General features: G+C 64.2%; 9 protein-coding genes. 4 read left to right on the top strand and 5 right to left on the bottom strand.

The features are described 5' to 3' along the window. Positions 1–187: 187 nt before the first annotated feature. Positions 188–1,561, top strand: a complete 1,374-nt coding sequence (locus K678_RS12105) for a peptidoglycan DD-metalloendopeptidase family protein (protein ID WP_021132747.1) — start codon at positions 188–190, stop codon at positions 1,559–1,561. A 168-nt stretch (positions 1,562–1,729) separates the two neighbouring features. Beyond that, a complete protein-coding gene (locus K678_RS12100) occupies positions 1,730–5,131 on the top strand; it encodes a PAS domain S-box protein (protein ID WP_021132746.1) in 3,402 nt (1,133 codons plus the stop codon). On the opposite strand, the gene K678_RS12095 is transcribed toward K678_RS12100, so the two are convergent. From K678_RS12095 to K678_RS12085, 3 genes are read right to left on the bottom strand one after another with little or no spacing between them, the layout of a single operon-like run. Further along, positions 5,073–6,407, bottom strand: a complete 1,335-nt coding sequence (locus tag K678_RS12095; RefSeq protein ID WP_021132745.1) for an ATP-binding protein — start codon at positions 6,405–6,407, stop codon at positions 5,073–5,075. The two genes, K678_RS12100 and K678_RS12095, sit on opposite strands and share 59 nt — an antisense overlap. A gap of 36 nt (positions 6,408–6,443) precedes the next feature. Continuing rightward, positions 6,444–7,130, bottom strand: a complete 687-nt coding sequence (locus K678_RS12090) for a response regulator (RefSeq protein ID WP_021132744.1) — start codon at positions 7,128–7,130, stop codon at positions 6,444–6,446. 5 nt (positions 7,131–7,135) lie between these two features. Further along, on the bottom strand, positions 7,136–7,639 hold the full coding sequence (locus K678_RS12085; RefSeq protein WP_021132743.1) for a MarR family winged helix-turn-helix transcriptional regulator: 504 nt from the start codon (positions 7,637–7,639) through the stop codon (positions 7,136–7,138). 427 nt (positions 7,640–8,066) lie between these two features. Between K678_RS12085 and K678_RS12080 the strand changes: the two genes are divergently transcribed. After that, a complete protein-coding gene (locus K678_RS12080) occupies positions 8,067–9,779 on the top strand; it encodes a methyl-accepting chemotaxis protein (protein ID WP_021132742.1) in 1,713 nt (570 codons plus the stop codon). A gap of 214 nt (positions 9,780–9,993) precedes the next feature. Here K678_RS12080 and K678_RS18255 read toward each other — a convergent pair whose 3' ends face one another. After that, positions 9,994–10,227 (bottom strand): TraR/DksA C4-type zinc finger protein, encoded by a 234-nt coding sequence (locus K678_RS18255; protein ID WP_021132741.1) that lies wholly within the window; start codon positions 10,225–10,227, stop codon positions 9,994–9,996. A gap of 345 nt (positions 10,228–10,572) precedes the next feature. On the opposite strand from K678_RS18255, the gene K678_RS18705 reads away from it, so the two are divergent. Next, positions 10,573–10,710 (top strand): hypothetical protein, encoded by a 138-nt coding sequence (locus K678_RS18705; RefSeq protein ID WP_155804537.1) that lies wholly within the window; start codon positions 10,573–10,575, stop codon positions 10,708–10,710. Between the two features lie 203 nt (positions 10,711–10,913). Here K678_RS18705 and K678_RS12075 read toward each other — a convergent pair whose 3' ends face one another. After that, a complete protein-coding gene (locus tag K678_RS12075; protein WP_021132740.1) occupies positions 10,914–12,113 on the bottom strand; it encodes a hypothetical protein in 1,200 nt (399 codons plus the stop codon). Positions 12,114–12,352 lie beyond the last annotated feature (239 nt).

The following is a 12,352-nucleotide window of genomic DNA, read 5'->3' as shown; positions in this document are numbered from 1 at the left end:
CGCCCAAACCCGTCAACAGCAATTCGACGGGGGATCGCATTTTTTCCCTATTATATATGTGGGGGTCGTTTTCCGTGCCGCCAGGGCACAGTCAAGCGGAAACGCCGGGCATTTAGGGTTGCCTTGGGGGCGGCGGGGCTGCGATAACCCGCGACAGTTCTGTAAACGGCAAAAGCGATCCTCTCCCTTGGCCGGCCATGTCACTGCCAAACTGAAACGCAGCCTGAAGGCTTTCGCGGTTGTCGGGCTGGTGGGGGCGGTCGCGGTCTTCCTGGCCCGTCCCTTCGTCCCGTTCGGACGCGACGAAGGGCCACTGGACACCACGCCCCCCGCCTATGTCGATCTTGAAGCCGACGGCAATTCCCTCGCGATCCCCGAGAGTGGCGACGGCGAGTTGGAAGACATCGCGCGTCGTCCGGTCGAAGCGGTGTTACAGCTCGGCTCGGGCGAGATGCTGACCGAGTTGCTGTCCCGGGCGGGCGTTTCCGCTGGGCAGGCTGCCCAGGCCGTCGAGGCTTTGTTCACCCGGATCGACCCACGCGGTCTCAAAGCCGGGCAGAAGGTCACCGTTACTTTTGCCCCCTCTCCTTATGGCTTTGGCCGCGGGCCGTTTCGTCAAGTCAGTCTGGCCGCCGACCCGGTGCGCGATGTCGCCGCCCGCTGGACCGGCTCTGACTTCGCCGCAATCGAGACCCAGCGCCAGGTGACCCGTCAGGTGGCGCATTATTCGGGCACGATCAAATCGAGCCTTTATGAATCGGCCAGCAACGCCGGAGTCCCGCTTCCGGTGATCCTGGCGATGATCAAAGCGCTCAGCTATGACGTCGATTTCCAGCGTGACATCCAGCCCGGCGATACCTTCGACGTTCTGTTCGAGGGCTGGTACGACACCAAGGGCAAGCTGGTCCGCGCCGGGGATCTTCTTCATGCCGGGCTTGACCTGTCGGGCACCGCGATCAGCCTGTACCGTTACGAGGACCCCCAGGGGCAGAGCGACTATTTCACCGCCACCGGCGAGAACGTGAAGAAGGCGCTGCTGAAGACTCCGGTCGACGGGGCCAAGATCACGTCGGGCTTCGGGATGCGCAACCACCCGATCCTCGGCTATAGCAAGATGCACAAGGGGATCGATTTCGGCGTCCCCCCCGGCACCCCGATCCAGGCCGCCGGTGACGGCACCGTCGAGATGGCTGGTCCGTTTGGGGCCTATGGCAATTACGTCCGTCTGCGCCACGGCAACGGCTATGGCACCGCCTACGCCCATATGAGCCGGATCGCCCAGGGAATTCATACCGGCCGCCATGTCAGCCAAGGGCAGATCATCGGCTATGTCGGGTCAACCGGCCGCGCCACCGGGCCACACCTCCATTATGAACTGCTGGTCGGCAACACCCAGGTCAATCCGATGAGCATCAAGGTTCCGACCGGAATCCGCCTCGCCGGACGTGAGTTGGAACGCTATCTGGCTCATCGTCGCCAGATGGACCAGATGATGGCCTCGATCCCCTCGGCCACCCATATCGGAATCGGGGCCGCCCGCCTGGGCCGATTGGGGAACTAACCCACGTCGGTACGGCGGCGGCGAGCCGGGCTCGCCCCAGTCCGGGTCCCCGTTCAATGGTATCGCCCTGGTCGGCTACCACCGACGCTCTCTGGCCCGCCTGATCGGCCACGGCTATCCTGCCCATCGTCCGGCGACAAGACCGGGTCTCGTGGAGTTGGGCGATCGATGAGCTTCTCCTGGCGAACCGTTCTCGGGCGGACCCTCCTGATCGCAATCGGCATCAATATGCTGATGCTGGCCCTGGTCGTCGGCAACGATCTCCGCCAATCCGAGGCGCGGCTGGTCCGCCAGATCGAGGACGAGGCCGGGCTGCTGGCCCCAATCCTCAGCGCCGCCCTGGTCGCGCCGCTGCGTCACCACGATACCGACAGCCTCCGCGCCCTTCTGGAAGAAAGCCGAACCGCCCACCCGCTGCTGTATCTGGTCGTGCTCGACCGCCAGGGGGCGCGGGTGGCCTCTAGCGGCTGGCCCGAGGCGGCCGTGCTTCCCCCGGCGTCGCCGTCGCTGGGGCTGACCGGACTGGGCGAGGCGCGCCGCTATGATGTCGTCCGCGACATCGTCATTGCCGATGGAATGCTGGGACAGCTTCATTTCGGCCTCGATCTCGGGCCGACGATCGAATTACGCCAGGAGATGATCGAGCAGCGGATCGCCCTGACGATCGGCGGCGGTGGCCTGACCGCGCTGATCCTGGCCTTGGTCGGGCTGTGGTGGTTGGGTCGCCACCGCCCCGCCGCCCTAGAAGCCCCGGCGATCGCGGAGGCCCCGGAGGTCCCGCCCGAACCGCGGGACATTCCCGTCAGCGTCACGTCCCCCTCCGAAGCGCAACGACTGGCGCAATCCCGGGTGGCGACGCTGGAAAGCAAGCTGGGCCGCTTGTCACTGACGATCCGGCGTCTGCGGCTGGCTCAGACCTTTGCCAACATCGCCTCGTGGGAATTCGATATCCGCAGCCGCGACATCCATTATTCCGAACGCCTTCCCGCGCTGCTGGGACTGGCAAACAGCGCGACCCGGGTCACCTATGACGTTTTCGTCCAGGCGCTGCACCCCGACGACCGGGCGGCGGCCTTGCGGGCGTTCCGCCGGGCGCTGCGCGAAAGACGGCCCTATGAGGTCGAGCATCGTGTCGTTCTCGCCGATGGCAGCGAACGCTGGCTGCACGAACAGGGCGCGGTGGTCTGCGACCGCAACGGCCGTCCCACCCGGATGCTGGGGATCACCCAGAACATCCACCGCCGCAAAATGGCCGAGGAAAATTTGCGCAAGCTGTCGGTCGCGGTCGAGCAGAGCCCGGCCTCGGTGGTGATCACCGACCCGGCGGGCACGATCGAGTATGCCAACGCCACGATGTTGCGGACCTATGGCTACCGCCTCGACGAACTGAGCGGGCAAACCCCGCGCATCCTCAGATCCGGCGACAAACAGACCGAGACCTATACCGCGCTGTGGAACACCATCCTGTCGGGCGAAACCTGGCACGGCGAGTTCCACAATCGGCGCAAGGACGGCTCGCAGGTCTGGGTCGCCGCCTCGATCGCTCCGGTAAAGGATCAAGAGGGTCGGATCACCCACTTCCTCTGCCTGTCCGAGGATATCGGAGCCCGCAAGGCGGCCGAGCACGAAGCGGCGGAAAGCCGACGCCGCCTTGCCGAAGCCCAAAGTCTGGCCGGATTGGGAAGCTGGGACTATGACCCGACCAGCGGGCGCCTCGGTTGGTCCGAGACGACCTACACGATCTTCGGCCGCGATCCCGCGATCTTCACCCCCAGCCTCGGCGCCTTCGTCGCAGCGCTCCACCCCGACGACCGCCCCGTGTTCGAAGCAGCCCACCGCCGCCGTGATCTGGCCAGCGACGAGGAAGTGCAATTGCGCATCGTCCGGCCGGATGGCGAGGTTCGCCATGTCCTGGCCCGCACCCGCCATGTTGCCGAGCCGAACGGACGCGCCGCCCGGCTGGTCGGCACCATCCTCGACGTCACCGAGCGGGAAATGGCCAACGCCAACCGCGACCTGTTCCGCCGCCTGGTCGACGATGCCGGGCAAGCGATCCGCATTTCCGAGCCGGACGGACGGATCATCTTCGTCAACAAGACGTTTTTGGCCCTGACCGGCTTCCCCCGCGAGGCGGTCGAGGGCCGCTTTTATACCGACTTCGTTGTCGGCCCCAATGTCGGATCCGCCGAAGAGGTTGCCCGCGCCTATGCCGAGCGGCGCAGTTGGTCGGGGTTGCTCGACGTTCGCCGGGTCGATGGCACCACCTTCACCGCGCTTTGCAATGTCGGTGTGGTGCTGGATACGCGCGGACGGGCGCAGTACCTGTTCACGCTGTTTAGCGACTACACCCCCGAGATCAAGCGCGAGCGCGAATTGCGCAATGCCCGCGACGCCGCCGAGGCCGCCAGTCAGGCCAAGTCGGCTTTCCTGGCCAATATGAGCCACGAATTGCGCACGCCGATGAACGCTATCCTCGGCTTCTCGCAATTCCTCGACATGGACCCCAGCCTGTCCGCCGCCCATCGCGACAGCGTGATGACGATCTATAAAGCGGGGCAGCACCTGCTTGACCTCATCAACGATATTCTTGATCTCGCCCGCGTCGAATCCGGTCGGATCGATCTGTCGATCGAAAGCGTCGCAATCGAGCCGCTGGTGCGCGACTGCCTCGACCTGATCGCGCCGCTGGCGCAGGAACGCGGCATCGCCATCGTCTTCTCGCCCATCGGGGCGGGGTTGACCGCCCGCGCTGACCGCCGACGCCTGAAACAGGTGATGGTCAATCTGCTGTCCAATGCGATTAAGTACAACCGCCCCAATGGCAGCGTCCTCGTCGTCGCCCGGCGCAGCGGGGCCGAGACGTTGCGGATCGAGGTGGCCGATACCGGACTAGGGATCGCGCCGGAACGGATTGCCGAACTGTTCATCCCGTTCAACCGCCTGGGGGCCGAGCGGACCGAAACCGAAGGGACCGGGATCGGCCTGGCGCTGACCCGCCGCATCGTCGAGGCGATGAACGGCAGCGTCGGCGTCGAAAGCGAACTGGGACGGGGCAGCCTGTTCTGGGCCGAGTTGCGCGGCGACCCTGACGCCCCGCTCGAGACGCTCGACCTCGGCCCGCCAGCGGAGCCCAACCCCGATGACGAATCGGGGATTTCCGCCACCGTCCTTTATATCGATGACGACCCGGTCAATCTGAAGCTGATCGAGCAGGTGTTTTCGACCCTGGCCCGGTTTCGCCTGATCACCGCCCCGACTCCGGGGTTGGGGCTTGACCTCGCCCGGCTGCGTCAGCCCGATCTGATCCTGCTCGACATCAATCTGCCCGGAATGACAGGGTACGAGGTGCTGACCCGGCTGCGGGCCGAGCCGCGCACCCGATCGATTCCGGTGGCGGCGGTGACCGCGATGGCGATGGCGCTGGACGTCGAGCGCGGTCGCGAGGCGGGCTTCGACGCCTATCTGACCAAGCCGATCGACATCCCGCTGCTGCTGGAAACCGTCCGCGCGCTTACAGCGGCAACCGAAGCCGCACCCGCAGACCGCCCAGCGGGGAATCCTCCAGGCTGATTTCGCCGCCATGGGCGCGGACGATATCACGGGCGATGGTCAGGCCCAGCCCGACCCCGCCGCCAGCGGCAGCCCGGGGAGGGTCCAGCCGGGTAAAGGCGCGGAACACGTCATCGCGGGATTCGGGAGGAATGCCGGGGCCGTCATCATCGACCAGAATCTCGGCGGCTCCCTGGCGGCGACCGACCCGGACCCAGACATGGCCGCCCGACCGGCCATGGCGGATCGCATTGCCGATCAGATTGGCCAGCACCCGACTGAGCGCGACCGGACGCAGCGGCATCCGTAAATCACCTTCGCTGTGCAGATCAATCTGCGCGCCCTGGCGGCGGAAGCGACCGACGACATCCTCGACCAGGGCGGGCAGATCGGTTTCGACCGGGGTCTCGGTCCCCTCGCCCCGGGCAAAGGCCAGATAGCCCTCGATCATCAGCTCCATCTCGGAGATATCCTCGTCCAGCTCGGCCCGGCCGTCGAGGTCGCCCATCATCGCCAATTGCAGCTTCATCCGGGTCAGCGGCGTGCGCAAATCGTGCGAGACCCCGGCCAGCATCTCGGTCCTCTGCTGAATCTGGCGCTGTATCCGCTCGCGCATCAGGTTGAAGGCCTGGGCGGCCTGACGGACCTCGGACGCGCCTTCCGGCTTGAAGCCCAGAACGTCCTGTCCCTTCCCGAAACGGTCGGCGGCCACCGCCAGCTTGCGGACGCTGCGGACCTGATTGCGCATGAACACCGTGGCGATACCGAACACCAGCATCGCCGTCCCCAGCATCCACAGGATGAAGACATAGGTGGTCGAGGTGAACAGCCGCTTCTTGGGGGCGTAGATTTCCAGCAGACCATCGGAAAGCTGGACCAGAATCACCACTTCACGTTCCAGCGCGTCGGTATCGAACCGATAGGGGCGTTGAACCCGCTCGCCCATCGCATCCTCCATCGCCCGTTCCAGAAAGCTGTTCGGCGGGGACGATGGTTGGTTGGGCAGGATGCCATCCGGGGTAAAGCGGATGTCGAGCTCCATCTTCTCGGAGGCAATCGACAGCACGATGCGGCGGGATTCAGGATCGGGAAACGCCCGCATCGATTCGATCACCGCGCCGATATCGCCCGCCAGCCCCTTCGCCAGCCGCCGGGCCACCGTCTCCCAATGGCTGGCGTAAAAGACATAGGCCGAGACCAATTGCAGCACGACCAGCGGCACCACGATGATCAGCAGCGACCGGCCGAGCAACCCATGGGGCAAAGCGTCCTTCAACCACAGGCCGGGCCGCATCATCGCGCTTCCCCTCTCTCTATATATAATGAGGCCGCGTCAATCGGGCCGCAGCATATAGCCGGTACCGCGCACGGTCTGAAGATAGCGCGGCAAGCGCGGGTCGTCCTCGATCTTCTTGCGCAGACGGGTGACCTGGACATCGACGGCGCGGGGATTGGCGGCACTGCCGGTGCGCGCCGCGAGTTCGTCACGCGACACCCCCTGGCCGACGGTCTCGGCCAGCACCGCCAGAAGATCGCGCTCGGCCTGGGTCAGATGGACCGGCTGATCGCCCCGGCGCAGTTCGGCCCGTTCGATATCCCAGGTGAACGGCCCCAGCCGCAACGCGGTGACGACGGGTTCGGCGTCCTCACGCGGGGCGCGGCGCAGGATCGATCCGACCCGCAGCAGCAATTCGCGCGGCTCGAACGGCTTTGACAGATAATCGTCGGCCCCGGCCTCCAGCCCCCGGATGCGGTCGTTGACCTCTCCCCGCGCCGTCAGCAACAGGATCGGCACCCGGTTCCCGTCGGTCCGCAAGGCGCGGGTCAGGCTCATCCCGTCCTCGCCCGGCATCATCACGTCCAGCACGATCAGATCAAAGGCCAGCCCGGCCATCCTGGCCCGCGCCTCGGCGGCATCGGCGGCGGTAACGACCAGATAGCCGTTCTCGGACAGATATTTACCCAAAAGCTCGCGCAGACGGCGGTCGTCATCGACCACCAGGACATGTCCACCGTCCATCCGTGTCATTCGCCTCCGTTGCGCTCCGGCCGCCGGGTGAAGCGGACGCGGTCGCCGTCATGAACCAGCCCCAGCAGCACGGACCGAAACCCATCGACCGCGTGCGGCCCGGCTTCGGCGCAGGCCCGGGCAATCGAATCCGCCTGCCGCCCGGTCAGGCGACGTTCCAGCGCCGCCCCCTTCTCGGTCAGTTCCAACAGACGCTGACGGCGGTCACGCAGCCCCGGACGCTGGACGATGAAGCCATCAAGCACCAGTTGGCCCAGCACCCGCCCCAGACTTTGCTTGGTGATACGCAGGATGTCGAGAAGATCGCTGACGGTGATCCCGGCATGACGGCCGACGAAATAGATCACCCGGTGGTGCGCCCGGCCAAACCCGTATTCGGCCAAAATCGCGTCGGCCTCGGCGGTAAAGTCGCGGTAGGCGAAGAACAACAGCTCAATGCTCTGTCGAAGCTCCTCCTGGCCGAGGGGATGGGGCGCGGTCAAGACTTTTTGGTCAGTCATGTTGACATGCTTTGCCTAACGCCGTTACGAAATGCAAGCCCTACCGGTAATAATCTGTCTTGTCCTGAGATTTTTTCTTGCCGGCCCAATCTTAAGGCTAAAGAATCGCTTTCTCCTGAACCGATCCGCAATGACAGTGAAGAGAGTCTGATCGGCCGGAATCGGAGGATAGTTCAAGTTATACCTTAGGGCGAAAAATGATTTTCATGATTCGCGCCAAAAGACGCGATCCGTTGATTGAGTCATGACGCCGGTACGTTTGTCCAGCCCGGCCACGCCCGATCCGGGAGCGCGATATGCCCCAGCGGTTTTTCCCGGAACCCGAAGTTCGTCAGTGTTTCCTTTTCCGACGGTTCGGAATAGAGTTTTGCGGGGATGGTAACTTTTAAGCCGCCAGCCTGCGTCTCGGCGTGGCGGAAGGGATGGAATGTTCGTGGCCAATATTTGGCGCAATCTTCGGCTTTCTAGCCGTTTCATGGCGATCGTCGGCTTCGGCGTCGCCATTTTAATTATCGGCATCGTGTTGACCATCGCACGATTCGAGTCTTCCGAGACCGAACGCGAACTGCACATGCTGTCCGCCAACGAGATGACCTCGCTTCATGCGCTGATCGTCAACGTGATGGCGAAACGACCCGACGATTCCGACAATATCGGCATCACCGTCTTTAACAACTGGTTCGATAGCCGCAACGTCCACTACCCCGGCAAGGTCTGGAGCGCGTGGGGACCCAAGGTCGTTGAATACATGAAAGAAGCGGAGCCGAACCGCGCCCCCAAGCTGCCGCGCGATGACGTCGATCGCGATGCGTTCGAGACCAAGAAGCCGGTCGGCCGCTTCGTCGATGGCTTCTATCGCTATTCCTTCCCGATCGTGCTGGGCGTCACCGATGGAGCCAATCAGGAAGTCTGTCACACCTGTCACGGCGGGATGGGGATCGTCGATGGCGAGGTGATCGCCGTGCTGTCGAGTTCCCTGTCGACGGCGGATTCCGACGCCCGGCTGCGTCAGATTCTGATCTGGCTGGTGGCGGGCGGCCTCGCCGCCACTCTGATCGCCGTAATCGGGGTGCGGTGGATCCTGAACAGCATCATCGCCAACCCGATCGAGGACATGACCGCGCGGATGAACACCCTGGCCCAGGGCGACGTCTCGGTCGAGGTGCCCGCGCTCGACCGCCAGGACGAGGTCGGCGACATCGCCCGCGCCGTCCAGGTGTTCAAGGACAACGCCATCGCCAAACAGCAGATGGAAGCCGATGCCCAGACTCTGGCCCGCACCCGCGAGGAACGGATGCGGCGTCTGGAAGCCCTGATCGCCAATTTCGACAAGGCGGTAACCGCCGTCCTCGATTCGGTATCGGACGCGGCGCAGCGGATGACCGCCTCGGCCAGAGGCATGGTGGCCTCGGCCGACCGCGCCTTGACCAGCGCCAACGCCGCCGCCGGTCAGGCGATCGACGCTAACCAGAACGTCCGGATGGTCGCTTCGGCCGCAGAGGAATTGTCGGCGTCGATCCGCGAAATCGCCCAGCAGGTCGGGATGTCGAACAAGGTCGCCGCCTCGGCGACCCAGGAGGCCAGCGACGTCAACGGACGGGTTCAGGGGCTGGCCGGTGCCGCCGAGAAAATCGGCGAGATCATCGAGATGATCACCGGCATCGCCGAACAAACCAATCTGCTGGCGCTGAACGCCACCGTCGAAGCCGCCCGCGCCGGGGAAGCCGGCAAGGGCTTTGCCGTCGTCGCCTCCGAAGTCAAGAACCTCGCCCGCCAGACCGTCGGCGCCACCGAGGATATCTCGACCCAGGTCACCACGATCCAGCAGGAAACCGACAAAACCGTCCGCGCCATTCGCGGCATCACCACCACCATTTCCTCGATGGACGGCATCACCACCACCATCGCCGCCGCGATCGAGGAACAGGGGGCCGCCACCCAGGAAATCGCCCGCAATATCGACCATGCCGCCTCGGGGACCAATTTCGTTTCCGAGACGATTGGCGCGGTATCGCAGACGATTCAGGAAACCGACCGCGCCGCCAAGGACGTCCTGGACGCGGTCGAGGCTTTGCAACGTCAATCGACCGTGCTGCGGGGCGAGGTCGACCGCTTCCTCGCCTCGATCACCGAGGTTTGATACCGGCCAACCTTCGATTTAACCCGTTGGCCGGTATCCAGCCGCCATTGCGGCGGCGGCCAAGCGAGCGGAGGCGAGCGCTTAGGCAGAGGGACAATACAACCGGCCAAGTCATTGGCCGGTTGGTAATAGCCACAGCCGTTAACCGACCACAAAGACCGCCGCCGGGGCAATCCGGCGGCGGTTTTTTATCGACGATGTCCCAAATCGCGGATCAGTCGAGCGGACCGCAGCGCCGACGGCGGACCCGGCTGGCTTCCTCTTCGGCAGCGCACCCGGCGCACAGGTGAGCGCGGGGATTGGCGCGCAAACGCTCGGGCTCGATCGTATCTTGGCAGGAGTGACACACGCCGGTTGATAACGGCCCGGCCATCCGCCCCAACACAGCCTTTAGTGCAGCTCCGGTAAAAACCTCTGAGCGTTCGGTGGCGCAATCAATGTCGTCCAAGACAGGCCCTCCTCGTCACGCGGATGGGTCATTGTTGGCAGGTCGGACGCCGGGAATAAAATGAAGAGTTTATTGCGCTTTTTCAGAATTAACCCTGTCGCCGTGCGGCGAGGTCTTGATGCAGATCTCGACACGGCCCAGCCGATCGCGATCCGACGACGGCGGGGATCATCCATTCGCCCCCAGCGGCTACCCATTGGGATGAGCACCTCACCCCACGGTAGAAGTTTTTCCGTCTGTTTATTCTTCGTTTATGTCGCGCGCGAACGGCATTCACACCCTTCGGCTATATTACCCAACAGTTCGAAGGTATGTGGCTAGCCGACTAGCCTGGGGAGACCGATCATGACATTCAATCTCGCTCAGTTCCGCGCCGAATTCGCCAAGAAGATGGCCAATATCTCCGCTTATTTCGAGGAGCTTGAGACGGTCTCCGCCGAACTCCACAGCCGCGTTTCCGGCTTCAAAACCCGGGCCCTTTAAAAAGCGGGCCGGCGGCTACATATCCCGGTGCTGACGGACGGATCGCCCTCCCCCCTCCAGGCGATCATCCGGGTCCTTCACCCCCCCAAGGCCCGACCGTCACAAGCACCGCTCGCCGCCATGCCCAATGGCCCCTGACCGACATCGGGATCCCCCCAATCCCGTCGCGGTCAGGGTGCCTCCCTTCCGATCCCTGTTTTGCTTTATCCGGTGATCGCGGCGGGCATGGAGCGCGAACGCCCCATTGCATCGAGCGCCTGGACCAGATTGGGATGCGCCTTCAACAGGGTTTCGCCACTGGCTTCGACCCCGCCGACATAGGCGGTCGACAGCACCGCTTTATAAAGACGGCTCATCTCGTCCAGGGTCGGTGGCGGCGGCGGCAACAGATCGAGCCGTTCGCCCAACTGGCGCACGGCATGGCCCCGCCCTTCCTGGCAGAAATCCTGTTTGAAGCGCTGTTCGCCCAGCGTGGCATAGGCAACCATCAAAAACACGGTGAAGCGGCGGACATCGTTCCCCAGCACCGGCAACAGCGCCCGGATCACTTCGGAATGGACCGCGGACACCTGGGCGACGATGCGGCGGACCCGCTCGGTCTCGACCTCGGGGAACAGCCGGGCCAAATCCATCTGTTGAACCACCCGCCACAGGATTTCGCCATCGATGGCGTCGCGCCCCTGGATCAGCAGGCGGCGGGCATTGTCGAGCAGTAGCGGCGGGCGGCCGTCGCGCGGCGTCGCGCCTGGAGCCGCCAGGGCCCGCAGTTCGGCGATCTCGCGGATATCCAGCAGACGGGCCCCGAGGTCGGCGACCAACGTCGGGGTCATCGGCGCGTAATGTGGGATCAACGGGACCTGCCAATCGAAGCGCAGATAGGATCGGATGGCACGATAGAGCATTTCCGAACGCGATGGCTTTCGCGGCGCGGCGGCGGCCTTGGGAGGCTTGGCCAGTCCGAGGGCAATCGCGACACGCCTCAGCGCCGAAGGCCGGGGCGGCGGTGGCCCCAGCCGAACCCGCCCGTCCAGACGCTGGCGAAAATGGCGACGTGCCGAGGCGCGCACCACCAGAGCGACGGCCTCGCCCAGGGTCTTGCCGCAAGACAGGATTGTCTGGTCCGTCGTCGCCGGGCGACGATCGGCATCGACAATGACCTCGCGGAACAGATCGGGCCGGGTGCGGAACAGGCGAAAGCACTCGTCCAGCATCCGGGGATCGTTCATCACCGCGTCATAGGCGGCCCCCCGGGGCAGGGTCCGCAGATTGGGAATTTCGCGCCGCATCACCTCGATCACCCCGGTTTGCAGCCCGGCTTTCACCGCCGCAATCGCGGGGTCGGAAGACGTCCCGAACTCCATTCCTCGCCGGGGCATAACAGCGGCGGCCGATTCCTGACCCATGACAACCTCCCGAACACGCTTCGTCGCTATAGGACCGGGATTATCCACCCATCTTTACTTGTAAACAATATTGATGTTGCAAAATACGCCTAATTTCAATCGGACTATATACGGCATTTCTTGTCTTTAATTAAGAAAGCAATTACATAAAATTGTTTATGATTGAGTATGACTGGACACAGCGAGAACCCATCCCACGGCGCGACCTCATCGTGACACAATGGTGTTTTCAGGCTAAA

It is taken from the genome of Magnetospirillum fulvum MGU-K5, from assembly GCF_000442515.1.
Classification (GTDB): domain Bacteria; phylum Pseudomonadota; class Alphaproteobacteria; order Rhodospirillales; family Magnetospirillaceae; genus Phaeospirillum; species Phaeospirillum fulvum_B.
Note: the sequence above shows the minus strand (reverse complement) of the source record. Positions and strands in the feature narration are given on the sequence as shown.

What these genes read in the sequence shown, in the direction of transcription:
- K678_RS12090 (WP_021132744.1), bottom strand. Translation starts at nt 7,130, where the DNA reads ATGGACGGTGGACATGTCCTGGTGGTCGATGACGACCGCCGTCTGCGC.
- K678_RS12085 (WP_021132743.1), bottom strand. Translation starts at nt 7,639, where the DNA reads ATGACTGACCAAAAAGTCTTGACCGCGCCCCATCCCCTCGGCCAGGAG.
- K678_RS12095 (WP_021132745.1), bottom strand. Translation starts at nt 6,407, where the DNA reads ATGATGCGGCCCGGCCTGTGGTTGAAGGACGCTTTGCCCCATGGGTTG.
- K678_RS12075 (WP_021132740.1), bottom strand. Translation starts at nt 12,113, where the DNA reads ATGGGTCAGGAATCGGCCGCCGCTGTTATGCCCCGGCGAGGAATGGAG.
- K678_RS12100 (WP_021132746.1), top strand. Translation starts at nt 1,730, where the DNA reads ATGAGCTTCTCCTGGCGAACCGTTCTCGGGCGGACCCTCCTGATCGCA.
- K678_RS18705 (WP_155804537.1), top strand. Translation starts at nt 10,573, where the DNA reads ATGACATTCAATCTCGCTCAGTTCCGCGCCGAATTCGCCAAGAAGATG.
- K678_RS12080 (WP_021132742.1), top strand. Translation starts at nt 8,067, where the DNA reads ATGTTCGTGGCCAATATTTGGCGCAATCTTCGGCTTTCTAGCCGTTTC.